Here is a 24468-nt window from a genome sequence, read left to right as displayed (position 1 = left end):
CCGCGCCGCCTGAGGTCGTCATCCCTGCGAGCCTCATGCCCTTTGCGGTACCGGATTTGTGATCCAGTGCCCGCTTGTTCGCGGCGCTTACGGGCCGAACACTACCAGCCCAATGGCCTTCCGGAACCCGCTTGTGCTGTGCATCTCGTAATACCCCAGAGAGCGCTGTGTAATCGTCTCGTTACCTAGTGTTCTTCTTCGCGAAACCCACAACAAACCTTCCAAACGCCGCCACGCCGCTGAGGATTCCCCGACGTGCGTATACATCGGCGTGACGGTCCCCGGCCGGGCGTTGTCCACGACCTCGGCGGCGCCCTATTCAGAAAGGTGGGGTCAGGTCCGCCAGGTCGTTTTCGAAGTCGGTCAGCCAGGCGCCGAAAAGCACCAGCCCGCGCACCCAGAATCTGTCGTTCCACCCGTTGAAGCGGGTCAGCGCGTCGGGGCCGCCGGCGATCAGCGCGTGCAGGTCGTCCGACAGCAGTGACGGCACCCGGTCGGCCACGGTCTCCAGCATCCGGTGCGAGTACGCGCGGGCGGGCTCCGCGGTCGAGCGCAGCGGCACCCGCTGGAGGGGCTGCTTGACCACGTTCGTGGACGGCAGGGCCGCCACCCGCGGGTTGGCCGCGTGCAGGACCTCGCGGTAGAAGCGCCCCTTGTCCTTGCGGGCCACGCCGACCGACAGGGCCGCGTCGAAGAAGTCAGGGTGGATGAACGGCGCGGCGAAGGAGGCCTCGGGACCGACGAGGTTGACCGCCGAGCGGGCGATGCCGCGCACGGTCCGCGTGTGCAACACGGACAGCGGCAGCTCGGCCCGGTGGCCGTGCAGCATCGAGGTGGCCGCCGCGAACTGCTCCCTGACGGTCTCCTCCATCCAGGCGCCGGCCTGGGGCGACAGGAACGGCGCCGACGGAGCCCCCAGCGAGAGCGAGGACAGCACCGCCGCCGAGCGCTCGGCCTGGTTCGTGGCCTCCAGCGCGGCCCCGCTGACCATGAAGTTCTTCAGCAGCGGCCCGCCCGCCAGCCCGTCGACCAGGACCCGGCCCGAGCCGTGCACCTCCTTGGCGAAGGGCGCGTACCAGGCGTGGTGCGGGGTCAGGTACTCCAGCCGCCGCGCCACCTCCCGCGCGTCGGCCGGATAGTCGGCGGCCTCCTGGACGATCACGCGGTGCGGCACGCCGAGCTCCCGGGTGATCGCTCTGGCGAAGGCGATGTCGGTGTCGGTGCCGTCGTCGGGGCTGGTCGTCCACGACTCCACGTCGAAGCCGCGCGCCACCGCCACCGAGCACAGCAGCCGCGAGTCGTAGCCGCCGCTGACCGGCACCAGCAGGCGCCGCCCCTCGTAGTCCTTGTACACCTCGTGCAGGATGTCCACGATCTCGCCCGCGCTGGTCCACGCCTCGTACGGCTCGCGCCGCAGCCACCGCGGCAGCCGCCGCTCCGTGGTCAGCCGGTCGTGCTCGAACACCAGCGCGCTGGATCCCGGCAGCCGCTTGACCTGCGGGTACGGCGTGGCCTCGCCGAGCGGGAAGGTGACCTGGAGGATCGAGGCCCACGCCGCCCAGTCGATCTCGATGGGCACCAGCGACAGCAGGGGCTGGATCAGCGACGAGAAGTAGACCGCCTCGGCGTGCCGTACGAAATAGACGTCGACCAGGCCCAGAGCGCCCGCGTGCAGGACGATGCGGCCACCCGCGGACATCAGGCCGGGCGCCTCGTAGGTCTCGGCCACCGACATCCAGTCGGCCAGCGCGGCAGGCTTGCGCTCGCCCCAGGAGAACGCGAACGTGTCCTGGGTCCGGTGGTAGGGCGGCAGCGGGTGGGAGCTGAAGAGGGCGGCGTCCGGAGCCTGGAGCGCGGGCCTGCAGCGGGGCCCGGCGGTGGCGAGCTTGCCGAGCAGGGCGGTGTCGATCCGGCCTAGAGCGCCGCAGACGTAGGGCCGCACGTTGAACTGCACCGGATCTCATCCCTTCGAGACGCTTCCCGCAAAGAGTATCCTTTGCGGGCCAAAGGGAGCGGAGGAGTCGGTGGGCACTGAATTGGAGAGCACTCGGCAAGCGTTGCGTGACGCGATCGCGCAGGCCGAGCACGCGGCCGAGCTGGCCAGGCTCCTCGACGCCGCGCAGGCCAGGCTCGCCGAGGCCGAGCAGAGCGCGGAGGAAGCCAGGACGCTCGCGGGCCAGCTGAACGAGGCCGAGCAGCTCCTCGAGGACGAGCGCGCCGCCGCGAACAAGCTGCGCAAGGAGCTGGCCGAGCAGCGCTACCAGGCCGAGGTCGCCAACTGGAAGCTCTCCTCGATCAAGGTCGCCCGGTGGAGCCGCCTCGGCGACGCGATCAAGACGGGCAAGAAGAACCCGGTACGGCTGGCCAAGGGCCTCAGGACCGCCGCCAAGCCGGTCAAGCGCCCCGTGGCGCCCAAGCGCAAGCCCGTCGCCGCCGCGCAGGTCAAGGACGACCGGCCGGGCGCCGCCTTCCAGGCCACCACCTCGACCAGGACGATCGGCGGCGCCTCGTTCAAGCTCAAGCCGTTCCGGGTGCCGACGGGCCCGAACACGCGCCCGCACATCACCGCGGCCGTCATCGCCGACCCGCACGCCGAGGCGCTGCTGCGCTACGAGTGGCGGCAGACGACCGGTTTCACCCCGCGCGACTTCGCCAGGGTGCTGCCGATCGAGGTCCCGCACCTGCTGGTCGTGGAGTCGGTCACGCAGGGGCCCTGGTTCGAGGAGATCGCCGGCGAACCGGGCGAGGGGCTGCGCGCGCTGCTCGCCTGGTGTTCCGAGCGCGGTATCAAGACCGTCTTCTGGCACACCCAGGGTGACGCCGGGCAGTACGCGGCGACCGCCGGGCTGTTCGAGTACCGCTTCTCCACCGACCCCGCCACGGGCTGGCCGCGCCTGCCGTTCGGCGTGCAGCCGCGCGTGCACAACCCGCTGCCGCTGGCCGGGGGCCGGATGGACCGGGTGCTGACGCTGGAGCAGCTCATCGGCGACAACCTGACATATCCGGACGTGCTGACCTCCTACCGCTGGCCCGCCTCGGTCGAGTGCCCGCCCCGGACCCCGCAGTGGCGCCTGGCCGAGATCGCCGCCTGCGGCACCTCGATCGGCCCCGACCCCGACTCGCGCCGCGCGCACGTGGCGCTGCGCCGCGCCTACGCCTCGGGCACGATGACCGAGCGGGTCGACGAGCTGCTCGAGGCCGTCGGGCTGCCCAGCGCCCGCGCCACGCTCAACGTGTCGGTGCTGCTGCCCGTCCTGGACCCGGCGCTGCTCGAGCACGGGCTCGCGCAGGTCGCGCGGCAGTCCGGGGTCGCCCAGGTGATCGTCTTCGGCCCGCCGGAGGCCGAGCTGCGCGCCCCCGACGTGCTGGCCGACGTCGAGGTGATCTTCCGACACCTCGACTCGTCGCGCTCCACGGGCGCGATGCTGGCCCGCGGGCTGGACCTGTGCGAGGCCGACCTGGTCGCGGTCATGGACCCGCGCGACGTGTACGGCATGCACTACCTGAACGATCTGCGGCGGGCCTTCCAGTTCTGCACGGCCGACATCGTGGGCAAGGCGGCCTTCTACGCCCACATCCGCAAGGCCCAGGCCACGTTGCTCAAGCAGCCGGACGCCGAGTACTCCTACCTTCCGGAGATCGCCGGGGCCACCCTGCTCGCCCGCCGCAACACGCTGCGCGAGGTGGGCTTCCCCGACGTGTCGGAGGGCTGGGACGAGGTCATGATGCGGCAGTGCCGTACCGACGGGGTGAAGGTCTTCTCGGCCGACCGCTTCGGCTACGTCCGCGTCCGCGACGAGGATCGGTGGCTGCTCGGCGCCGCCCAGCTGGTGGAATACGGCTCCGCCGAGCCCCATGCGCTCATCTGACCGCGCGGCGAGTTTGATCTCGTGCGGCGGGTTCGCTCTCGTGCGGCGAGTTTGATCTCGTGCGGGGGGTTGATCGCGTGCGGCGGGTTTGATCTTGTACGGCGAAGCCGCCGCAACCGGCCGCCCGCCGCACTTCGGCTACGGGCCCGCGACCGGCGCGTCCGGCGAGTCGGTGACGGTTCCCGCCGCCACGGCGCACGGGACCCCGCTGGGGCGGAAAACCCACGGAACCCGCTGGGAGGAAGACCCACGGGACCCCGCTGGGGCGGAAGGCCCATGGGACCCCGCTGGTCGGGAAACCCATGGGACCCCGCTGGTCGGGAAACGCACGGGACCCCGTCGGGGCGGGAAACCCATGGGACCCAGCTGGGGCGGGGACCCTAGGATCGGGTCCGTGAAACCGGTTGGGACCTGGGAGGACGAGGCTGCCTACCTCGACGAGAGAGGCGAGCGGATCGTTGTCGCCGTGCCAGGGGAGCTCGTGGGCGAGGTCGAACCCTTGGACGTCACGGTGGACTGGCCGGACTTCCCGCGCACCTGGGACAACCCTGGCTTTGTGGTGCGGTACGCGCATGTCAGGGCGGTTGCCGTGCAGCGCTGGGCGCGCGAGCTGGGGGTCCCGCTGGATGGGTTCCGTCCCGAGTTGCTTGACCATCGGCTCGACAGGGCCGTGCTGCGCCTGCTCGCCGAGGTGCCGAGCCGCCGTGCGAGCAGGAATCCGGGGTGGGGGCCCTTCCTGGTGCGGCTGGCCGAGGCGTACCACGACGCGTTCGAGCACGCCCCCGCTCTGCCGATGGGGGACGAGCCGGTCACGCCGCTGCACACCGCGCGGGTTCACCTGGCGGCAGCCGTACAGAAGATCGTTGTAGGTCCGAACAGGCTATGAAATATCCCGTCATAAGGCGGAAAAGCGTAAAAATATCCCCCATATGGGGCTTGATCGCGTCTCGATAGTTGGGCAGCCGGTCCAGGAGGATCGGGGGTTCCGATAGCCTCGTTCGGGTGAGTCGCTTCGCCCATCCAGCCGGGGACCGGCACGCCGAGATGCTGCCCCACGAGCGCCCGCCCGCGGCGCCCGCCGACCTCAACCGGATCGACCCCGCGATCTGGCCCCGAACGTCGGGCCGGACCCAGGGCGCGCTCACGATCGGCCACATGGACGTCCGCGACCTGGCCGCCGAACACGGCACCCCGCTCTTCGTGCTCGACGAGAGCGACGTGCGCTCGCGGATGCGCGACTACGCCACCGCCTTCGCCGGGTCCGACGTCCACTACGCCGGCAAGGCGTTCCTGTGCAAGGAGATCGTCCGCTGGCTGCGCGACGAGGGGCTCGGCCTCGACGTGGCCAGCGGCGGCGAGCTGGCCGTGGCGCTCAGCGTCGGCTTCCCGCCCGAGCGGATCACCCTGCACGGCAACAACAAGTCCACCGCCGAGCTCACCCGCGCGATCGAGGTGGGCGTCGGCCACATCGTCGTCGACTCCTACGAGGAGATCGCCAGGCTGGGCTTCCTGGCCGACGAGTACGGCAAGCGGCCCAAGGTCATGATCCGCGTCACCACCGGCGTCGAGGCGCACACCCACGAGTTCATCGCCACGGCGCACGACGACCAGAAGTTCGGCCTGTCGCTCAACACCGGCGCGGCGGCGGAAGCCGTACGGCGCATCCTGGCGCTGCCGCAGCTGGAGCTGGTCGGCCTGCACTCCCACATCGGCTCGCAGATCGTCGACACGGCCGGGTTCGAGGTGGCGGCGCGGCGGCTGGCCACGCTGCTCGTCCAGATCAAGGGCGAGCACGGCGTGGTGCTGCCCGAGCTGGACCTGGGCGGCGGCTACGGCATCGCCTATGTCGAGGGCGACGAGGCACCCGACATCAAGGAGATCGCCGACGGCCTGCGCGAGATCGTCGCCAAGGTCTGCACCGACGCCGGCCTGCCGGTGCCGAGCCTGACCGTCGAACCAGGCCGGACGATCGTCGGACCAGGCGGCATCACGCTCTACGAGGTCGGCACCGTCAAGGACGTCGAGGGGCTGCGGACCTACGTCAGCATCGACGGCGGCATGAGCGACAACGTGCGCACCGCGCTCTACGGCGCCGAATACACCGCGGTGCTCGCCAACCGGGAGAGCTCCGCGCCGCCGATGCTGAGCCGCATCGTCGGCAAGCACTGCGAGAGCGGCGACATCGTCGTGCGCGACTGCTACCTGCCGGCCGACCTGGCGCCCGGCGACCTGATCGCGATCGCGGCGACCGGCGCCTACTGCCGCTCGCTGGCCAGCAACTACAACTACCTGCCGAAGCCCGCCGTGGTGGCCGTCGCCGACGGTTCCGCCCGCGTGATCGTGCAGGGCGAGACCGAGGACGACCTGTTGAGGGGGCAGCTGTGAAAGTCGCGCTGTTGGGCTGTGGCGTCGTCGGTTCGCAGGTAATCAGGCTCATGCACGAGCAGGCCGCCGACCTGGAGGCGCGCATCGGGGCGCCGCTGGAGCTGGCCGGCGTGGCCGTGCGGCGGCTCGGCCGAAAACGGGACGTGGCCGTCGACCCGTCGCTGCTGACCACGGACGCCACCGAGCTGGTGACCCGGCCGGACGTCGACATCGTGATCGAGGTGATCGGCGGCATCGAGCCCGCCAGGTCGCTGATCGTGGCCGCACTGGAGGCGGGCAAGTCGGTCGTCACCGCCAACAAGGCGCTGCTCGCCGAGGACGGCGCCACCCTGCACGAGGCGGCCAGGCGGGGCAACGGCGACCTGTACTTCGAGGCCAGCGTGGCGGGGGCCATCCCGCTGCTGCGCCCACTGCGCGAGTCGCTGGCCGGTGACCACGTCAAGCGGGTGCTGGGCATCGTCAACGGCACCACGAACTACATCCTCGACAAGATGGACTCCACCGGCGCCTCGTTCACCGACGCGCTGGAGGAGGCCCAGGCCCTCGGATACGCCGAGGCCGACCCGACCGCCGACGTGGAGGGCTTCGACGCCGCGGCCAAGGCGGCGATCCTGGCGGGACTGGCCTTCCACTCCCGGGTGACCGCGGCCGAGGTGCACCGCGAGGGCATCACCGAGATCACCGCGACCGACGTGGCCTCGGCCAAGGCCATGGGCTACGTCATCAAGCTGCTGGCCATCTGCGCCCGCTCCGACGACGGCCGCTCGATCGGCGTCAGGGTGCACCCGGCGATGATCCCCAGGACGCACCCGCTGGCCGGGGTCCGCGAGGCCTACAACGCGGTCTTCGTCGAGGCGGAGTCCGCCGGGCAGCTCATGTTCTACGGCAAGGGCGCCGGCGGCGCGCCCACGGCCTCCGCCGTGCTCGGCGACCTGGTGGCCGTGGCACGCAACCGCCTGGCCGGCACCCACGGTCCTGAGGAGTCGACCTACGCCTCGCTGGCGGTCCATCCGATGGGCGACACCGTCACCCGCTGCCATGTGGCGCTTGACGTGGCCGACAAGCCCGGCGTGCTGGCCCGGGTGGCCGACCTGTTCGCCAAGCACGACGTGTCGATCCAGACCGTGCGGCAGGAGGGCCACGGCGATGACGCCCAGCTGGTCATCGTCACCCACCGCGCCACGGACGCCGCGCTCGGCGCGACCATGGAGGGCCTGCGCGACCTCGACATCGTCAGGGCCGTGGCCAGCGTCATGCGCGTGGAGGGCGACGACTAGGACAGCTCGGCCCAGCTGCGCCGATCGCCCCACACCGAGGCGGGATCGACGTAGGGCCGCAGCAGCTCGGTCAGCTCCCGGTCGCCGCGGCCGTTGAGCTCCTCGGAGGCGATCTTCCTCGCCACGCCGGCGAGGAAGTCCGCCACCTGCACTCGGGCGTCGTCGCGCGAGGCGACGAGCCTGAGGCCCGTCGGGCCGCCCACCAGCTCGTCGAGCTGCGCGATCCGGTCCTGGGTGAGCGTGGTCTGCCGGTCGTGCACGATCGAGACCGGTTGCCAGCGCGCCACGGCTCGGACCAGGGCGGGCACCAGCGGGTCGAGCAGGGGTAGCAGCGCCGGGTTGTCCTGGTGCGCCTGGGCGTGCCGTACCAGGATCTCGGCTTGCAGCGGCAGTGTGGCGACCTGCGCGGAGAACTGCTCGGCCGTGATCTTGGCGCGCATCAGGTCGTTGAAGGCTCGCAGGAAGTCACGTTCGCGGTAGAGGGACAGCGCCAGAGGGCCGGTGTCGACTGTGTAGGTGAGCCGCCCGCTGAGCAGGTCGACGGCTCTGCCCGCAGCGAAGAACGCCTTCTCCACCAGGTGCACTCCGGAGCGGCCGTGGATCGGGCCGTCGTGGCCGAGCAGCCAGATCAGCGTCCCCCTGTGCTTGCCGCGCAGGAGGTGGTTCGCCTTGTACTCCTCGGCGGGGGAGCGGATCCTGCCGCGCAGCTCCAGGAGGCAGGCCTGCGCGGACTCGGCCGACAGCCACACGCTGGCGTGTGCGAACACGTCGGTCACGGCGTCGATGAGGTTCTCTCCCTCCGCGCCTGACTCGTCGCACGCGATCTCCGCCCGCATTCAGGTGATCCCGGCGATGAAGGCGGCGATGTCGTCCATGGCCGCGGCTGCCTCAGGCAGGAAGCTCCAGAACGTGTGGAAGACGTGGGTCGGCACGCCGTACACCCGGAGCGTGGTGTCGACGCCGCAGGCCCTGCCGTGCGCGACCAGCAGCCGCGCCTCCTCCACGATGGAGTCGCCCGAGGCGGCGTGGACCAGTAGCGGCGGCAGGCCGCTCAGATCCGTGTGCAGAGGATCCAGCGCCGGCTCGTCGACCGGCTGGCCGGCGAGGTAGAGCCGGGCGAAACGGCCGGCCTCGCGCGAGAACACGATGGCCGATTCCTCGGCCGGCTCCTGGGCCCGCACCTCCAGGTCGACCCACGGGCACAGCAGCACGGCGCCCGCCGGCCGCGGGATCTCCCGCTCGCGCAGCGCGATGAGCAGCGACATCACCAGCCCGCCGCCCGAGGAGTCGCCGGCGATCACCACCCGGCCCGGCGGCACGCCCGTGTCGAGCAGCCACTGGTAGGCGGCCATCGAGTCCTGCAGGGATGCCGGATACGGGTGCTCGGGCGCCAGCCGGTAGTCGATGATCAGTGCCCGGGCGCCCGCCGCCGCCGCGACGGCGCCCGCCAGGTGCTTGTACCCGAACGCAGAGCCCGCCACGTGGCCGCCGCCGTGCAGGTAGAGCACCGTGGTGTCCGACGCCTCGGGCGGGACCAGCCGCAGCGCCGGGGTGCCGCCCGCGATGACTGCGGTGATCGTCACCCCTTCCGGGCAGGAGTACTGGCCGTGCAGCTCCTCCACGGCCATGCGCAACTCGTTCATCGCGGTCGTGGCCGAGGCGGTGATCAGCGGCTCCCACAGCCGCGCCATCCGCTCCTCCAGCTCGCCGCCGACGCTACGCGTCGTGAGTATCGCCTCGTCCAGGTCGGCGAGCAGCGGCCGGGTACGGGACAGCAGCGTCTCTCCCGCCGCGGTGAGCTCGACCCGCTGCGTGGAGCGGCGGAACACGTCACAGCCGAGCAGCCTCTCCAGCGCTCTGATCTGACGGCTCAGCGCGGGCTGCGAGATGTAGAGCCGCTGCGCGGCGCGGCCGAAGTTCAGCTCGTCGGCGACCGCGACGAAGGCGCGCAGGTGCCGCAGCTCGATCATTGCTCCAGTCTGCCCGCTTGATGCGTGCGGCGCATCGGAGTAATGACCAACCGGCCTTTCCCCCGGCGGGCCCCGCCACGCCACAGTGGTCCCGAGACCTTCTGGAGGGCATCATGACCAAGATCACCGCAGAGCTCTTCTCGACCCTGGACGGTGTCGTCTCCGCGCCCGAGGAGTGGCACGGCCCGTACTTCACCGAGGAGATGGGCGCGCGGACCGGGGAGCTGATCGCCGCCTCCGGCGTCATGCTGCTGGGCAGGCGCACCTACGAGATGCACGCCGGCTACTGGCCCACGGCCGACGATCCGATGGCCGAGCTGATGAACTCGATCCCCAAGCTCGTGGTCACCTGGACGCTGGAGACGTTCGACTGGGAGAACTCCTCGGCGCTCAAGGGGACGGTCGCCGACCTCAAAGCCGAGGGCGGGCCGGACATCCTCATCACCGGCAGCGTCGCGCTGGTCCAGTCCCTGCTGCGGGAGGCGCTGATCGACGAGCTGCGCCTGATCGTCGACCCGCTCGTGGCCGTCGAGGGGACACGCCTCTTCCAGGGGTACGACGGCCCGCACGGCCTCCGGCTCCTGGACAGCCACCCCTTCTCCACCGGCGCACTCTCCCTCACCTACGGCTGGTAGCCCCGGCGGCGGACCGCGGACTGTTGTTTTTGCCAACTCTTGGTACGGCACGCGGCACAGTGACTGGATGGACCAAACCGCCCAGGACCGCTGGCTGGCGGCACTCAGGGACCACGCGGCCCGCCTCTCCTTCCCGGACTGGGAACGGGGAGAGGAGGACTGGACCACCCTCTACACCACCTTCGACGAGGCTGGATCCCCGGTCACGGAGGTGGCCGTCTACCGAGGCCACGACAGAATCCACTACCACCGCTACACAGGCGCCGCCGTAACCCCCTTCTGGACCAACCTCCTCAACGAAGCCGCCGAATAGGGAGCAGCTCAGACGCCGAGCAACTCGTGGAGCTGCCACGCGTCGCGGTCACCCACCACGCGAAGCGCCAGTTCAGCGCGACTGGCCAGTGCCAAGGGGAGCCGCTCTCCGGTGGCATACCCATGCGCCAGCCGATCAAGCGCGGCACCGACCAGCGGCCCAGCCGTCCGGACCGTCGCAGCCAGAGCGATCGATCTAGTGGAACCGCCATGCAGCACGATGTTTCGCTGGCGATAGAGCCTGCGGAGGCTGGCGCGCAGGTAGCGGTTGATTCTGTAGAGAGTCGTCGAAGGAGCGGCAACCAGTTCCTGGGCCCGCTTCAACGCCGCGTTGGTCAGCGGGTCTGCCACTTGCTGGTCCGGATTGGCCATCAGCCAGGCCACCATACGTTGGGTGCGCGCTCTGTTGTTGCCTTGGAGGGCTGTCAGTTCCCGGCCGAGCCGCGTGTGCGTGGCGAGGATCCTGGGGTTGTAGCTGAGGCTCGTCAGCTCGGCACGAGGCCAACCTGCTGTGACTACGGCGGCAGCGCGGTCAGCGGATACGGCGCGTCCCTCTTCTCGGTCGTCATCGTCGGTGTCGCAGAAGAGCAAGGCTTCGAGTGCTGCCCACGCGCCCGCCACCGCCTTGCTTGGAGAGCTCTCGGTGAGCGCCGCCGCCAACTCCAACGCGTCGTCGATGCGAGTTCCTTCGGACCCAGTCTCGGGAAGATCGTAGAGAACTCCGAGGCGTTCCAATGACAGGACATTCACGGCAGGGTCGCCGCGCCGGAAGTCCTGTGGATCAGGTAGCCCGGTCATGAAGACCTTGGGATATGCCTCGAGACGAGCCTGGTCCCGGCGATAGCGAACCCGATTCCGGATCCGGTCGAATCTTTCGATCATCTCGTTGAGCGCCGAGACATGATCCCTGGCGCGGACCCGGAAGAGGAGTCCGCCACTGGCACGCACTGATGTGACATCGGGGAACTCTTGATCGAGTCGATCCTTGACTACTTCGGGAGGCATCCACAGTGCCGACTTCGTCGCGGCTTCAAGAGCCGGGACCTTGTCCTGAACGACGATCATCCCCTCGAAGTCCTGCTCGCCTCGCGCTTCCAACTCCATGAAGAGGTCGATCAGATCGACGGCGGTGCTTGAAGGGTCCAACCGGCTCCGGATTTGGTGGCGCAGGTAGTCCTGATGGAACCCGCAGTCGAGCAGATGCGACGCGATGCACCGAGCGGAACGTTCCACATGAGCGGAGCCAGTGGTGACCAGATCACGCCAGCGACGGAGGTAGCCGTCGGCGACGAGATCGGTAAGCAGCGTGAGCGTGCGCTGATGTCTGGCGCCCGCCTTGATGGGAGTTTTGCACGTCTGGTGGATCTGGCTCCGAATCTGTCCGTCGCCAATCGCGCTGTCGGTCTTCAACCTGGGAATGAGCGACTCCCGAGCGCACCAGGACATGGCCTTGGACGACAGAACGTGACGTCCGACCCAGTCCGCGGCTTCCACCGTCTCTCGCATCGCGAGGACCGTTCCAAGATCCCACAAGCGCCTGTGCCAAGGCTGCCAAGACTCCATGAGCTCGCAGATTCGCGCTTTGATCAGGAGGTCGGTGACGGACCGGTCTGCGGACACCATGCGCCCCTCGGCAAGGAGTAACTGTCAATGTGTTGTTTCCAAGAACGATTGCGACCAGGCTGAGCGGGGAACTATCCTCATGAGTCTTAGGCAGGGGAGTCGCCCTTCAGGGGCCGCTCCCCATTGCCTTTTCTGATCGCGTTCGGCAAGTCTCGCTTACCAGGGACGGACTGGTGCCTGAAATCGCGGAATTGCCCGCGTGGGCAGGTGTCTCGAGTTCGTGCACATCCAGCAGGGTTGCAACCTCTGCGCGATCTGGTACAAAACATGCGATCACCTGGCGCATGCCCACAAGGTCGCGAATATCCGCCTGCTCAGGCCGGAGCCGCCTCAGCGGGATTGCCCGAAACGGCTGGCCTCATCAGCAAGTCGTACATTGCCGATAGAGCTTTCGCCGTGCATCGACCTGACGGGCGCTGGTGCGAGGGGTCACTAAGCCCTTTTCATCCCTTGGTGAGGATCTGCCGATCTCAGCAGGTACGGTGTTCGCCTGATGACGTAGAAACCCTTGGTGTACTGAGCGTCGGTGTGACGAGGTTGGCCCACGAGGTACAGCTGAGGCAGAGCATTCGGGGCGCGTAGTTGCGGCCCTTGATATGGGGTCGCTTGTCTTCAGGATGATCACCGAAAGGGCTCGACGCCTGAGTATCGTGCGAGTGTCATTCAGCACCACTTGGTACGGCTTCCGCTCGCCTGGTCACACCTGCCTGATTGGAGAGTCATGCCCGAGGTATCCACGACCACGACCGTCAACGCAGGGCCGGAAGAGGTCTGGGCACTGCTGCGAGACTTCAACGGGCTCGGCAGGTGGCACCCTGCAATGTCGCTCAGCGTGATCGAGGAGGGGCGTGAGCCCGAGGAGGTCGGCGCCATCCGCAGGTTTACCTACCCGGACGGCTCGGTCGTGAGAGAGCGGCTGACCGCCTTCTCCGACGCCGATCGGTCCTACTCCTACACCGTCGAGGAGATCTCGCTGCCCATAAGCAGCTATCACGCCACGCTCGCGGTGTCACCCGCCGCCTTGGGCGGCGCCATGATCAACTGGTCTGTATCGTTCGTCTGCCCGCCGGAGGCGGAGAGACACCTCGAGGACTTCCTGCGTAACGTGGTTTTCGGTAGCGGGATGGTCGTATTGGAGGCGCGTTTCCAGTGAACCCTTTTCATCCTCTGGAGACGGATGCTGATCACAGCATGATCGCGGGTCCGATGTCCGGCTGATGACATAGCAGAGCTCCTGGTGGCAAAAACAAACCCGAGTCCCAGAAACGGGCCAACCCCTCCTACGCCCGTCTTCGCGGTTCGGGCGAGCGCGCGAATGCCCAGCTCGGCGCATCCGCGAAGCTCCGCTGCTGCCCCCTCAAGGCCGGGCACCTGTGCAAGGTCATCGCCGTCCTGCAGAACTACGAAGGCGTCCCAGGATGAAAAGAGGTCACTGTTGAGTGGCTGTCACACGGGTCGATGCCTCTCTCTGGATATGGCCGACGAATTGATGCCCATCGGGCGGTCCGCCTCGAGGGTGGGTATCAGGTGGGTGGTGGTCCAGGTGGGTTTCGGGTGGGGTCTTCAGCAAACACAGTCCGAGCTTCAGCGAGGGCCTTTGCGCGCCGGAGGCGCGAATCCTGATCAAATACAGTCCGAGCCGGAGGCGGGGTCGGCGCGGGTGTAGGGGCGCGCCCCTGCCAAGGGGGTTGGGGGAGCTCGGCTCCCCCATGAGGGGAGTCCGAGTTGATCGCGTAGCGCTATGGCGCGAGGGCGATGCGGTGGGGGAGGGCTGTGTTGCGGCGGGGGTCGAGGCGGTGGACTGCCAGGTCGAGGGCTTTGCGCTGGCCTACCAGGACGACCCAGGACTTGGCGCGGGTGACGAGGGTGTAGAGCAGGCGGCGGCGGAGCATGATGCCGCCGGCCTCGGCGACGACGGGGGCGACGACGATGGGGTATTCGCTGCCCTGCGAGCGGTGGACGCTGATGGCGTAGGCGTGGGTGAGGTCGTCCAGCTCGTCGAAGCCGTAGGTGACCGGTTCGCCGTCGTCCACGAGGATCTCCACCTGGCGGTCCTCGTGGTTGATGGCGGTGATGGTGGCCGTCTCGCCGTTGAAGACGCCCTTGTCGTAGTTGTTGCGGATGGGCATGACGCGGTCGCCGACGCGGAAGGGGCGGGTGCCCGACCAGTGTTCTGGTTTGTCCGCCACGAACGGGTTGAGACGTTCCTGCAGGAGACGGCCGAGCTCGGCGGTGCCGGCCACGCCCTTGCGCATCGGGCACAGGACCTGGACCTGCGAGGCGGGGACGCCCTGCTTGCGGGGGATCGCCTCGGTGGCCAGGTGGACCACCCGGTCGGCGACCGCGGAGGGGTCGTCGAGCTCCTCGAACCAGAAGCCGCCCCCGCCGGGCAGGAACGGCAGCTCGCCCGAGCGGACCTGGCCCGCCGCCTGGATGATCCCGCTGCCGGAGGCCTGGCGGAAGACGTGGGTGAGGCGCACCCGGGGGATGTCCTCGACCCGCAGCAGGTCCGACAGGACGCTGCCGGGGCCGATGCTGGGCAGCTGGTCGCTGTCGCCCACCAGCAGCAGGTGGCTGCCGGACGGCAGGCCGGTGCACAGGCGGGTGGCCAGGTGCAGGTCGAGCATGGACGCCTCGTCCACCACGACGAGGTCGGCCTGGACGGGCGCCTGGTCGAACAGCACGGTCGGGTCGGGCTCGTGGGCCAGCATGCGGTGGATGGTCATCGCGGGCAGCCCGGTCAGCTCCGACAGCCGCTTGGCCGCCTTGCCGGTGGGTGCGGCCAGCGTGACCGTGCCGCCCATGGCGCGCACGGTGGCGGCGATGACCTTGACGGTGTGGCTCTTGCCGCAGCCGGGTCCGCCGGTGAGGATCGACACGGTGCTGGTCAGGGCCATGGTGACCGCGGCACGCTGGTCGTCGTTGAGCCCCGGGTCGTCGCTGAAGCCGCGCAGCGGCAGCGTCGAGCGCGCCCGCCACAGCCGCAGCAGCTGCTCGGCCAGCTTGACCTCGCGGGCGTGCAGCTCCTTGAGGAACACCACGAGGCGGCCCTCGATGGACTCCACGACCACGCGGCGCTCGGCGGTGAGCGCGTCGAGCTGCTCGCGGATCAGGTCCTCGTCCAGCTCGAGCAGCTCGACGGTCTGGGCGACGAGCGCGGTCCTGGACAGGTAGCAGTGCCCGCCGCCGCTGGCCGCCGCCTCCAGCCGGTCGACCAGGGCCGCCTTCACCCGGAGCGGGCTGGTCTCCGGGATCCCGCACTGGAGGGCGATCTTGTCGGCCGAGGCGAAGGCGATGCCGCGGACCCGGCCGATCAGCTGGTAGGGGTCGGTGGTCAGGGTCTCCGCGGCGGCCTTGCCGTACACCTGGAAGATCTTGGCGGCGAGCAGCGGGCTCAGGCCGAAGCCCTGCAGCACGACCATGAGCGCGGCGATGGCCTTCTGGTCCTGCCAGGCCTCGATGATCTGGGTACGGCGGGCCGGGCCGATGTTGATGACCTCGGTCAGTCGCGCGGGGGCGGTGTCGATCACGGCCAGCGTGTCCTCGCCGAAGTGGCCGACGATGGCCTGGGCCAGGCGCGGCCCGATGCCGCGGATCAGGCCGGAGCCGAGGTAGAGCTGGATGGCGCGGATCGTGGACGGCACGATCCGCTCGCAGTCGGTGACCTCGAAGCGGCGCCCGTGGCGCTGGTGGTCGCGCCACTCGCCGACCAGCTTGAGCGTCTCGCCCGGCTGCACACTCGCGAGAGTGCGGCCGGCCGCCACGAACCCCGGCTCGGTCTCGGAGGTCATGCGGGCAACCGTGTACTCGTCGTCCCTGACGTACACGAGCTGCTCGACCGAGGCCTCCACGTAGCAGATCCAACCACGCTGCACTGACACATTGGGCCGACATATTGAGTAGGGGCCTACTCATGTCGCCGCTCGAACCCGGGAACACGCTGGCGCCATGGAGATTCCATTCGAGCTGGTAGAGGCCAAGAGGGCGGTCGAGTTCGCGGTGCTGGCGCTGCCCGGCGTGGTCGGCATCGGGCTGGGGGCGCGCGAGGAGGACGGCGAGCTGTTCGACGAGCTCGCCGTGCGGATCCTGGTGGAGGACGCCTCCCAGGTGCCCGACGACCTGCCGGGAGAGATCGGCGGCGTGGCGGTGTGCGTGATCGAGCGGCGCTACGAGCCGTGCGGCTTCCCCGACGAGGCGCGCTACAAGGACCTGCGGGGCGGAATCAAGATCACGCAGCCGCTCAGGGGCGAGGGTACGATGGGCGCGATCGTGGAGGACGCGAGCACCGGCGAGCTGCTCGGTCTCAGCTGCTACCACGTGGTCGGCGACGTGGGCGTGAGCTTTCCCGACAACGTCTGGCAGCCCACCAACCCACCCCTGGTCGCCCCGGTCCCTGACACCGACAACCTGGGCGAGGTCGCGGCGGTCGACTTCCCGAACACGCCTCCGCTGCCGTTCTCACCGATCCGGGTGAGCATGACGGACTCGGCCGTGTTCCACCTGGACGTCGCCAAGAAGAAGGGGCGCACGTTCTCCCGGGCCATCGCCGGCCAGGGGCTCGGGCAGCCCGACCTGATTCCCGCGATCCAGGCGACGGCGGACCCGACCGTGTTCCAGCAGGTGCGCAAGCGCGGGTTCAAAACCGGGCCCACCAACGGCACCGTCCAACCGGGCAAGGTCGCGGGGCTGTGGACCACCCTCAACTGGCCCACCGGCGGACCGAACGCCTACCTCATGGAACAGGTCGAAATCCTGGGAAAAAACGGGAAATTCTGTGACTCAGGGGATTCGGGGTCCTTGGTGCTCGACGCGACGGAGCCGACCGCGCTCGGCCTGCTGTGGGGCGCGCAGGGCACGTTCGGCATCATGTCGCTCATCAGCAACGTCGAGGCCCACCTGGGAATCTCAATGGTCTGGGCGTAGCCGCGCCAGCCGGTTGCGCACGCCGTCGAAGTGGGCGCTGACGGCCCGCACCGCGGCCGCCTTGTCGCCCGCCAGCACGGCGGCGTAGATGTCGCCGTGCCGCTTGGCGACGTCCGCCGGGGACTCGTCGGGCGCGCCGAGGTGGCCGCGCAACTGGTAGTAGACGTCCCAGAAGGCGCCGAGCAGCTGGCTGACCAGCGGGTTGCCGAGCGGCCTGTAGAGCAGGTCGTGGAAGAGCCGGTCGATCTCCGGTGACACCTCGCCGACGGCGGCCTCCGCCTCCATGCGCGCCATCACCTCGGCCGCCGGGCTCAGGTCGGCCTCCTCGCCCAGGTCGATCAGCCGCTGCACCAGGCCCGTCTCCAGGATCTCGCGGATCTCCACCAGGTGCTGCAGGTGGTTGCGCCCGTCCTGCAGCGTGATCCTGCTGTGGAAAGCCAGCTCGTCGACCAGCCCGGCCAGCGACATCCGGCCGACGAACATGCCGAACCCGTGCCGGATGTCGACGATGCCGACGGCCTGCAGCGCCTTCAGCGCCTCCCGCACCGAGTTGCGGCTGATGCCCAGCTCCTCCATCAGCTCCGACTCGGTGGGCAGGGGGTCCCCGGCCACCAGCCCACGTCGCACGATGATCTCCTTGACGGCCTCCTGGGCCTCCACCGCACGGCTCAGCCGGGGGCGCGGAACACCGGTCATCTGAATCCTCCCCGCGTAACATTCCGGAAACCCTCTGTTGACCGCAACCCGGTCGGGCCTTTAGCGTCCACGTTACGCACAAGATAGGACATGGGATGTCCCACGTTCTACCCCCCAGGAGGCATCCGTGAGCTCTGAGTTCAGCCGCCGTGACTTCCTGCGCTACAGCGGAGCGGCGGCGTTCATCACCGCCGGCCTGTCGGCCTGCAGCGGCGGGCCGGCCTCCACCGGCTCCGTGGGCGCGGGCTCGAACAAGGACCTGATCACCGCCGTCATCGGCTACGGCAACGACCAGAGCTGGGACCCGACGCAGACGGCCTCGGCCTTCGCGATGGCCGGGATCAACCACGTCTACGAGGGACTACTGGACACCGATCCCATCATGCGGGAGCCGTACCCCGCGCTGGCGACCGCGCTGCCGGCCGACCTGAACGCGACGTCGTGGAAGTTCACCCTGCGCGACGGCGCCAAGTGGCACGACGGGCAGCCCGTCACCGCCGACGACGTGGTCTTCACCTTCCAGCGCATCCTCGACCCGCAGGCCAACGTCCTCACCGGAAACTTCTTCAAGGCCTGGCTGCAGGAGGTCAAGAAGGTCGACGACAAGACCGTCGAGCTGGTCTTCAAGTTCCCCTTCCCCGACGCGGCGCCCCGGCTGACCATCGCCAAGATCATGCCCAAGCACGTCTTCAGCCAGCCGGGCGCCTGGGACCAGGCCAAGACCGGCAAGGCGGTCGGCTCGGGACCGTACAAGCAGGTGCAGCACAACCCCAAGTCCAACACCGCGTTCGAGGCGTTCGACGGCTACAACGGCCCGCGCCCGGCCACGGTCAAGAAGATGAACTGGCTCACGATCGTGGACGCCTCCGCCCGGGTGGCCAAGATCTCCGGCGGCAGCGCCGAGGCGCAGATCGCCGACAACATCCCCTACGCCAACGTCGAGCAGCTCAAGCAGCAGGGCCTGACCGTCGAGGGCGGCAAGGGCATGAACCACATGTTCCTGATGTTCAACACGGGCGCCAAACCCTTCGACGACGTGCGCGTACGGCAGGCCCTGCACTACGCCATCGACAAGCGCAAGATGATCGACGTGGCTCTCAAGGGCCACGGGACGGCCTCCAGCTCCTTCCTCAACGAGGGCCACCCCGACTACAAGCGCGCCTCGGCCGTCTACGACTACGACCCGGACAAGGCCAAGGCGCTGCTCAAGGAGGCCGGGGTAAGCAACCTGACGATCAACCTGATGGCCGTCAACGTCAGCTGGATCGCCGACTGCCTGCCCACGATCGCCGCCTCCTGGGAGGCCATCGGGATCAAGACCACGCTGGAGCCGCAGGACACCGCGGCGCTGTTCGCCAAGATGGACCAGTTCCAGGACTACCAGGTGGTCGCCGCCGCCTCGAACCCCAACCAGTTCGGCATGGACGCCGACCTGATCCTGCACTACAACTACGTGCCAGGCGGCCTGTGGATGAAGTACTCCCACTGGGACCAGAGCAAGGACGCCAAGGCCCTGTTCGCCCTGATGGACCAGGCCACCAAGGAGCCCGACAAGGCCAAGAAGGCCGACCTCATCCACAGCTACATCGACCTCATCGCCGAGAACGCCGTGCTCTATCCGGTGGTGCACAACGAGCTGATGACCGCCTGGGACCCGAAGAAGCTGTCCGGCATCCGCGCCCAGCCCTACCCGGGCATCAACCTGCTGCAGGCCAAGCGGACGTGATCGTCGTAGCGAGGATGCTGCTGCGGCGCGTCCTGATCCTCGTCCCGATGCTGCTCGGCGTCGTCGCGTTCGTGTTCGTCGTGATGCGCTTCTCAGGCGTCAAGCCGGAGTACGCCTACTTCCAGGGCGCGAACCCGACCGCCGAGCAGATCCACCAGTTCCAGGTCGAGAACGGCCTGCTGGACCCGCTGCCGCTGCGCTACGTCCGCTTCGTGGCCGACCTGGCGCGCGGCGACATGGGCACCAGCGTGCTCACCAAGAAGCCGGTGCTCGAGTCGGTCACCACGGCGCTGCCGCTGACGCTGCAGCTGACGTTCCTCGGCCTGCTGGTAGCGGTCGTCCTGGCGCTGGTGTTCGGCGTGGTCGCGGCGCTGTTCCGCGACCGCTGGCCGGACCAGGTGATCAGGATGATCTCGCTGGTCGGGGTGGCGGCCCCGGCGTTCTGGCTGGCGCTGCTGATGATCCAGTGGCTGGCCGTGGGCGCGGGGATCTTCCCGACCGGCGGCTACATCAACCCGGCCGACTCGCTGTCCGGCTGGCTGCGGTCGCTGACCCTGCCCGCGCTGTCGCTGTCGCTGCCCGTCGCGGCGCAGCTGACCAGGATCGTGCGCACCTCGATGGTCGAGGAGCTCGACCGCGACTACGTGCGGACCGCGATCGGCAGCGGGCTGCCGCCGGTCGTGGTGGTCGGGCGGAACGTGCTGCGCAACGCGCTGATCAACCCGCTCACCGTGCTGGGACTGCGCGTCGGATACCTGATCGGGGGCGCGGTGGTGATCGAGACGATCTACGGGCTGCCCGGGATGGGACAGCTCATGATCAACGCGGTGCGTGACGGGGATCCCGCGGTCGTGCAGGGCGTGGTGCTGACGATCGCGGTGGGCTTCATGGTGGTGAACCTCGTGGTGGACATCCTCTACCTGCTGATAAATCCGCGCTTGAGGAGCGCCGCATGAGAAATCACCTCACCGAGCGGCTGGAACGGCCCGGGATGCGCTTCCGCAGGCTCAAGCCGAGCTCGTGGATCTCCCTCGGGCTGGTTGCGGTGGTCGTGGTGGCCGCCGTTCTGGCGCCCGTCATCGCGCCGCACTCGCCGTACTTCCAGGAGCTGTCGGGTGGCGGGCCGTCGGCCGAGCACTGGATGGGGCTCGACAGCGCCAACCGCGACATCCTGTCCAGGCTCCTGTACGGCGCGCGGTGGTCGCTCATCATCGGCCTGGGCGCGACCGGGCTCGCGCTCGTGGCGGGCGCGGTGATCGGCGCGCTGGCCGCCACGTCCCGCAGGGGCTCGGACGAGACCGTCATGCGGATCCTCGACGTGATCATGGCCTTCCCCGGGATCGCGCTGGCCGCCGTCCTCGTCGCGGTGTTCGGGGGCAGCATCCCGGTGCTGGTCATGGCCATGGCCTTCCTCTACATGCCGTCCGTGGCGCGGGTCGTGCGGGCCAACGTGCTGGCCCAGTATGGCGAGGACTACGTGGCCGCCGAGCGCGTCATCGGGGCCAGGACGCCGCACATCCTGCTGCGCCACGTGGCCGTCAACTGCGCCGCGCCCGTGCTGGTGTTCTGCACGGTGATGGTGGCCGACGCGATCGTGTTCGAGGCGTCGCTGTCGTTCATCGGCGCCGGGGTGCGGCCGCCCAACCCGTCGTGGGGCAGCGTCATCGCCGACGGCAAGAACATGGTGCTGCTCGGCGGCTGGTGGGCCACGGTCTTCCCCGGGCTGCTCATCCTGATCACGGTGCTGGCGCTGAACATCCTGTCCGAGGGGATCTCGGACGCCTGGGCGGCGCCCGCCAGGCAGGCTGCCGAGGCTCCCACGAGCGCCGCGCCCACCCGCACACCTGCGCGTGGTGTGGTGACCGAGCTGCCGGGGATCGAGGAGGCGGCGCGGCGGCTGGCCGAGCGGGCCAGGCCGATCCCCGGCGGCGAGCCGGTGCTGGCGGTGGAGAACCTGCGGATCGGGTTCGAGGCCGGGGTCGACGTCGTGGACGGGATCTCCTTGGAGGTGCGGCCCGGCGAGGTGCTGGGCCTGGTCGGCGAGTCCGGCTGCGGCAAGTCGCTGACCGCGCTGACGATCATGGGTCTGCAGCCGCGCGACGCCCGCGTCTCCGGCCACATCCGCTTCGACCACAAGGAGCTCATCGCCCTGCCGCGCCGCGCCAGGCGCAGGCTGCTCGGCCACGAGATGGCGATGATCTACCAGGACGCGCTGTCCTCGCTGAACCCGGCGATGACGATCCGCGCCCAGCTCAAGCAGGTCTGCCGGCGCGGCGGCAGCCGTACTCCCGCCGAACTGCTCGAGCTCGTCGGCCTCGACGCGGCGCGGACGCTCAGGTCCTACCCGCACGAGCTGTCGGGCGGGCAGCGGCAGCGGGTGCTCATCGCGATGGCGCTCTCGCGCGACCCCAGGCTGATCGTCGCCGACGAGCCCACCACGGCGCTGGACGTCACCGTCCAGGCGCAGGTCATCGAGCTGCTGCTGCGCCTGCGGGAGGAGCTGGGGTTCGCGCTGATCCTCGTCTCGCACGACCTGGCGCTGGTCGCCGACGTCACCGACCGCGTGGTCGTGATGTACGGCGGGCAGATCGTCGAGGCCGGAGCCACAGCGACCCTGGTCGGCGCGCCAGCCCACCACTACGCCCGCGGGCTGCTGGGTTCCGTGCTGTCGCTGGAGTCGGGGGCCGAGCGGCTCACCCAGATCCCCGGCGTGGTCCCCGCCCCGGCCGACTTCCCGGCCGGATGCCGGTTCGCCGATCGCTGCCCGGTGGCCACCGAGATCTGCCACACCACCACGCCACACCTGGAGGGCGACGTGCGCACCCACGCCTACGCCTGCCACCACCCCGCGCTCGTGGGGAGTGAGCAGCATGCTTGAGCTGCGCGACGTGCACGTGGTGCACAAGGCCCGCACCGGCGGGCTGTTCTCCCGTGATCGGGTCCACGCCCTGACCGGCGCGGACCTCACGGTCGTCAAAGGGGAGACCGTCGGGGTGGTGGGCGAGTCAGGGTGCGGGAAGTCCACGCTGGCCCGGGTGATGGTCGGGCTGCAACGGCCGGCCCGGGGCACGGTGTCGCTGCACGGCCACGACCTGTGGGCGGGTTCCGACGCGCGCCGGCGCGATCTCGTCGGAGCCGGCGTCGGACTGGTCTTCCAGGACCCGTCCACGGCTCTGAACCGGCGGCTTCCGATCAGGAAGATCCTGCGGGACCCGCTGGACGTCCACCGGCGCGGGACACCCAAGGAGCGCGACGAGCGGGTACGGGAGCTGCTCGGGCTGGTCGGCCTGCCTGCCGGCGTGGCCGGGCTGCTGCCGTCCCAGCTGTCCGGCGGGCAGCGGCAGCGGGTGGCCGTGGCCAGGGCGCTCGCGCTCGAGCCCGGGCTGCTCGTCGCCGACGAGCCGACCAGCGCGCTGGACGTCTCCGTCAGGGCGCAGATACTGAACCTGCTGCTCGATCTCAAGGAGCGGCTGGGTCTGGCGCTGGTGTTCGTCTCGCACGACATCCAGACCGTCAGGCGGATGAGCGACCGGGTGGTCACCATGTACCTGGGCAGGATCGTCGAGCAGGCGCCCGCCGCAGACGTGCCCCTGGGCGCCCGCCACCCCTACACCCGGGCGCTGTTCTCGGCCACGCCCGGGCTGATCTCACCCATCAACCCCATCCCGCTGGTGGGGCAGGTGCCCTCGGCGACCCGGCCGCCGTCCGGCTGCCCGTTCCGCACCCGGTGCTGGCGGGCCGACGGGACGTGCGAGACGGCCTGGCCCGCCGTACAGCGGGACGACCTGCACCTCTACCACTGCCACCACCCCGTGGCGGCAGGCGCGACCGACCTCGAACTGATCCAGGAGCGACCCGTATGAATGGCGTGATCCCGCCGGTGTGCACCCCGATGACCCCGGACCACGAGGTGGACGCCGCCTCGCTCGTCCGGCTGGTCGACCACCTGCTGACGGGTGGGGTGGACGCGCTGTTCGTGCTGGGGTCGTCGTCGGAGGTCGCCTACCTGACGGACGCGCAGCGGGCGATCGTGCTGGACACCGTGGTCGGGCACGTGGGCGGGCAGGTGCCGGTGCTGGCCGGAGTGATCGACATGACGACGCCGCGGGTGCTGGAACACGCGCGGACCGCGCTGGCCAAGGGTGCGGCCGGGCTGGTGGCCACGGCGCCGTTCTACACGCGGACGCATCCGGTGGAGATCATGACGCATTTCCGGCACCTCGCGGCCAAGACGGAGGTGCCGGTCTACGCCTACGACCTGCCGATCTCCGTGCACGTCAAGCTGAGCGCCGACCTGCTGCTCGAGCTGGCCTCCGAGGGGGTGCTCGCCGGGGTCAAGGACTCCAGCGGCGACGACGGCGGGCTGCGCGAGGTCATCCTGCGCAGGCAGGCGGGCTTCAGCGTGCTGACCGGGTCGGAGGTGACCGTGGACGCGGCGCTGTGGATGGGAGCCGACGGGGTCGTGCCCGGGCTCGGCAACGTCGACCCATCGGGCTATGCCCGACTCTACCGGGCGGCGTGCCAGGGCGACTGGGAGGCGGCCAGGGCCGAGCAGGAACGGCTGGTCCGCCTCTTCGAGATCGTCCGCGTCGGCGGACGGCGCATGGGCGGCAGCTCGTCGGGGCTCGGCGCGTTCAAGGCCGCACTCCACCTGCGCGGCGTCATCGACCATCCGACCACCGCGCTTCCCCAGGTTCCGCTCGACGCCGACGAGGTCGGGCGGGTCGGCAAGCTCCTGGCCGCCGTGGGGCTGCTCTAGCGCGCTCTCAGCGAGCCCGCGAGCTGCGCGACGTCCTCCGCGCCGTCCTCGATCAGTTTGGCCGCCAGGTCCGAAAGGGCCCGCCCTGCGGACAGTTCGTCCCCGATGCCGGGCACCGGCCTGTCGGTCGGGTTGCGCCTGGCATAAGCGACGCTCTCGTGCCGCCTGGCACCGGCGGCGAACAGGGTCGCCGTCGCCGTCGTGACGGCGTCCTCGTCGTCCTCGGTGATCGAGATCTCCACGGTCCACTGCTTGCTCTGCATCGCGAACACCTCCTCACTCCAGGGTCTCTC

At 69.6% G+C, this 24468-nt stretch carries 20 protein-coding genes and 1 pseudogene; 14 read left to right on the top strand and 7 right to left on the bottom strand.

Annotated elements, in window-relative coordinates; genetic code table 11:
- Positions 1-319: 319 nt before the first annotated feature.
- Entirely contained in the window at positions 320-1954 is a 1635-nt protein-coding gene (locus ACIBHX_RS26965) for an asparagine synthetase B family protein (protein ID WP_397070031.1), read from the bottom strand.
- Positions 1955-2024: 70 nt separating this feature from the next.
- On the opposite strand from ACIBHX_RS26965, the gene ACIBHX_RS26960 reads away from it, so the two are divergent.
- The 4 genes from ACIBHX_RS26960 (at position 2025) to ACIBHX_RS26945 (ending at position 7531) form a co-directional block, all read left to right on the top strand.
- On the top strand, positions 2025-3869 hold the full coding sequence (locus ACIBHX_RS26960) for a hypothetical protein (protein WP_397070029.1): 1845 nt from the start codon (positions 2025-2027) through the stop codon (positions 3867-3869).
- A 394-nt stretch (positions 3870-4263) separates the two neighbouring features.
- Positions 4264-4755, top strand: a complete 492-nt coding sequence (locus ACIBHX_RS26955; RefSeq protein ID WP_397070028.1) for an anticodon-binding protein — start codon at positions 4264-4266, stop codon at positions 4753-4755.
- Between the two features lie 116 nt (positions 4756-4871).
- Positions 4872-6254: a diaminopimelate decarboxylase gene (gene lysA / locus ACIBHX_RS26950; RefSeq protein WP_397070027.1), complete on the top strand. Its 1383-nt coding sequence runs from the start codon at positions 4872-4874 to the stop codon at positions 6252-6254.
- Positions 6251-7531 carry a homoserine dehydrogenase gene (locus ACIBHX_RS26945; protein WP_397070026.1) on the top strand — a complete coding sequence of 427 codons (1281 nt, stop codon included), beginning with the start codon at positions 6251-6253 and terminating at the stop codon, positions 7529-7531. The genes lysA and ACIBHX_RS26945 overlap by 4 nt, the downstream gene beginning before the upstream one ends.
- On the opposite strand, the gene ACIBHX_RS26940 is transcribed toward ACIBHX_RS26945, so the two are convergent.
- A complete protein-coding gene (locus tag ACIBHX_RS26940; protein WP_397070025.1) occupies positions 7528-8367 on the bottom strand; it encodes a hypothetical protein in 840 nt (279 codons plus the stop codon). The genes ACIBHX_RS26945 and ACIBHX_RS26940 overlap by 4 nt on opposite strands.
- On the bottom strand, positions 8368-9501 hold the full coding sequence (locus ACIBHX_RS26935) for an alpha/beta hydrolase fold domain-containing protein (RefSeq protein ID WP_397070024.1): 1134 nt from the start codon (positions 9499-9501) through the stop codon (positions 8368-8370). It lies immediately after the preceding gene.
- Positions 9502-9614: 113 nt separating this feature from the next.
- Between ACIBHX_RS26935 and ACIBHX_RS26930 the strand changes: the two genes are divergently transcribed.
- Positions 9615-10136, top strand: coding sequence for a dihydrofolate reductase family protein (locus tag ACIBHX_RS26930; protein ID WP_397070023.1), 522 nt, complete (start codon positions 9615-9617; stop codon positions 10134-10136).
- 67 nt (positions 10137-10203) lie between these two features.
- A complete protein-coding gene (locus tag ACIBHX_RS26925; RefSeq protein ID WP_397070022.1) occupies positions 10204-10449 on the top strand; it encodes a hypothetical protein in 246 nt (81 codons plus the stop codon).
- Between the two features lie 8 nt (positions 10450-10457).
- Here ACIBHX_RS26925 and ACIBHX_RS26920 read toward each other — a convergent pair whose 3' ends face one another.
- Complete coding sequence (locus ACIBHX_RS26920; RefSeq protein ID WP_397070020.1) at positions 10458-11954, bottom strand: hypothetical protein; 1497 nt, start codon at positions 11952-11954, stop codon at positions 10458-10460.
- Positions 11955-12792: 838 nt separating this feature from the next.
- Here ACIBHX_RS26920 and ACIBHX_RS26915 point away from each other — a divergent pair.
- Both ACIBHX_RS26915 and ACIBHX_RS26910 read left to right on the top strand, forming a co-directional pair.
- Positions 12793-13224: an SRPBCC family protein gene (locus ACIBHX_RS26915; RefSeq protein WP_397070019.1), complete on the top strand. Its 432-nt coding sequence runs from the start codon at positions 12793-12795 to the stop codon at positions 13222-13224.
- Positions 13225-13310: 86 nt separating this feature from the next.
- Positions 13311-13493 (top strand): annotated as a pseudogene (locus ACIBHX_RS26910) (IS5/IS1182 family transposase); the annotation flags it as partial.
- 317 nt (positions 13494-13810) lie between these two features.
- Here ACIBHX_RS26910 and ACIBHX_RS26905 read toward each other — a convergent pair.
- Positions 13811-15946, bottom strand: coding sequence for an ATP-dependent RecD-like DNA helicase (locus ACIBHX_RS26905; RefSeq protein ID WP_397070018.1), 2136 nt, complete (start codon positions 15944-15946; stop codon positions 13811-13813).
- 73 nt (positions 15947-16019) lie between these two features.
- Here ACIBHX_RS26905 and ACIBHX_RS26900 point away from each other — a divergent pair, with 73 nt between their 5' ends.
- The gene (locus ACIBHX_RS26900; RefSeq protein WP_397070017.1) at positions 16020-16994 is read left to right on the top strand and encodes a hypothetical protein; all 975 of its coding nucleotides are present in this window, start codon (positions 16020-16022) and stop codon (positions 16992-16994) included.
- Here the strand turns inward: ACIBHX_RS26900 and ACIBHX_RS26895 are convergent.
- On the bottom strand, positions 16977-17690 hold the full coding sequence (locus ACIBHX_RS26895; protein ID WP_397070016.1) for a FadR/GntR family transcriptional regulator: 714 nt from the start codon (positions 17688-17690) through the stop codon (positions 16977-16979). The two genes, ACIBHX_RS26900 and ACIBHX_RS26895, sit on opposite strands and share 18 nt — an antisense overlap.
- Positions 17691-17817: 127 nt before the next feature.
- Between ACIBHX_RS26895 and ACIBHX_RS26890 the strand changes: the two genes are divergently transcribed.
- The 5 genes from ACIBHX_RS26890 to ACIBHX_RS26870 are packed head-to-tail and all read left to right on the top strand — an operon-like array spanning position 17818 to position 24175.
- Entirely contained in the window at positions 17818-19416 is a 1599-nt protein-coding gene (locus tag ACIBHX_RS26890; RefSeq protein ID WP_397070015.1) for an ABC transporter substrate-binding protein, read from the top strand.
- Positions 19413-20372 carry an ABC transporter permease gene (locus ACIBHX_RS26885; protein WP_397070014.1) on the top strand — a complete coding sequence of 320 codons (960 nt, stop codon included), beginning with the start codon at positions 19413-19415 and terminating at the stop codon, positions 20370-20372. The genes ACIBHX_RS26890 and ACIBHX_RS26885 overlap by 4 nt, the downstream gene beginning before the upstream one ends.
- Entirely contained in the window at positions 20369-22294 is a 1926-nt protein-coding gene (locus tag ACIBHX_RS26880; RefSeq protein WP_397070013.1) for a dipeptide/oligopeptide/nickel ABC transporter permease/ATP-binding protein, read from the top strand. Before ACIBHX_RS26885 ends, ACIBHX_RS26880 begins: the two co-directional genes overlap by 4 nt.
- On the top strand, positions 22287-23279 hold the full coding sequence (locus ACIBHX_RS26875) for an ABC transporter ATP-binding protein (RefSeq protein ID WP_397070012.1): 993 nt from the start codon (positions 22287-22289) through the stop codon (positions 23277-23279). Before ACIBHX_RS26880 ends, ACIBHX_RS26875 begins: the two co-directional genes overlap by 8 nt.
- On the top strand, positions 23276-24175 hold the full coding sequence (locus ACIBHX_RS26870; RefSeq protein ID WP_397070011.1) for a dihydrodipicolinate synthase family protein: 900 nt from the start codon (positions 23276-23278) through the stop codon (positions 24173-24175). Before ACIBHX_RS26875 ends, ACIBHX_RS26870 begins: the two co-directional genes overlap by 4 nt.
- Here the strand turns inward: ACIBHX_RS26870 and ACIBHX_RS26865 are convergent.
- The gene (locus tag ACIBHX_RS26865) at positions 24172-24438 is read right to left on the bottom strand and encodes a dsRBD fold-containing protein (protein ID WP_397070010.1); all 267 of its coding nucleotides are present in this window, start codon (positions 24436-24438) and stop codon (positions 24172-24174) included. The genes ACIBHX_RS26870 and ACIBHX_RS26865 overlap by 4 nt on opposite strands.
- Between the last annotated feature and the right edge of the window lie 30 nt (positions 24439-24468).

Origin of the sequence: Nonomuraea sp. NPDC050536, assembly GCF_044457685.1 — a bacterium.
GTDB lineage: Bacteria > Actinomycetota > Actinomycetes > Streptosporangiales > Streptosporangiaceae > Nonomuraea.
Note: the sequence above shows the minus strand (reverse complement) of the source record. Positions and strands in the feature narration are given on the sequence as shown.

Coding starts and splice junctions, on each gene's coding strand:
- ACIBHX_RS26870 (WP_397070011.1), top strand. CDS start 23,276: ATGAATGGCGTGATCCCGCCGGTGTGCACCCCGATGACCCCGGACCAC.
- ACIBHX_RS26865 (WP_397070010.1), bottom strand. CDS start 24,438: ATGCAGAGCAAGCAGTGGACCGTGGAGATCTCGATCACCGAGGACGAC.
- ACIBHX_RS26930 (WP_397070023.1), top strand. CDS start 9,615: ATGACCAAGATCACCGCAGAGCTCTTCTCGACCCTGGACGGTGTCGTC.
- ACIBHX_RS26935 (WP_397070024.1), bottom strand. CDS start 9,501: ATGATCGAGCTGCGGCACCTGCGCGCCTTCGTCGCGGTCGCCGACGAG.
- ACIBHX_RS26925 (WP_397070022.1), top strand. CDS start 10,204: ATGGACCAAACCGCCCAGGACCGCTGGCTGGCGGCACTCAGGGACCAC.
- ACIBHX_RS26940 (WP_397070025.1), bottom strand. CDS start 8,367: ATGCGGGCGGAGATCGCGTGCGACGAGTCAGGCGCGGAGGGAGAGAAC.
- ACIBHX_RS26895 (WP_397070016.1), bottom strand. CDS start 17,690: ATGACCGGTGTTCCGCGCCCCCGGCTGAGCCGTGCGGTGGAGGCCCAG.
- ACIBHX_RS26920 (WP_397070020.1), bottom strand. CDS start 11,954: ATGCGAGAGACGGTGGAAGCCGCGGACTGGGTCGGACGTCACGTTCTG.
- ACIBHX_RS26915 (WP_397070019.1), top strand. CDS start 12,793: ATGCCCGAGGTATCCACGACCACGACCGTCAACGCAGGGCCGGAAGAG.
- ACIBHX_RS26900 (WP_397070017.1), top strand. CDS start 16,020: ATGGAGATTCCATTCGAGCTGGTAGAGGCCAAGAGGGCGGTCGAGTTC.
- ACIBHX_RS26880 (WP_397070013.1), top strand. CDS start 20,369: ATGAGAAATCACCTCACCGAGCGGCTGGAACGGCCCGGGATGCGCTTC.
- ACIBHX_RS26875 (WP_397070012.1), top strand. CDS start 22,287: ATGCTTGAGCTGCGCGACGTGCACGTGGTGCACAAGGCCCGCACCGGC.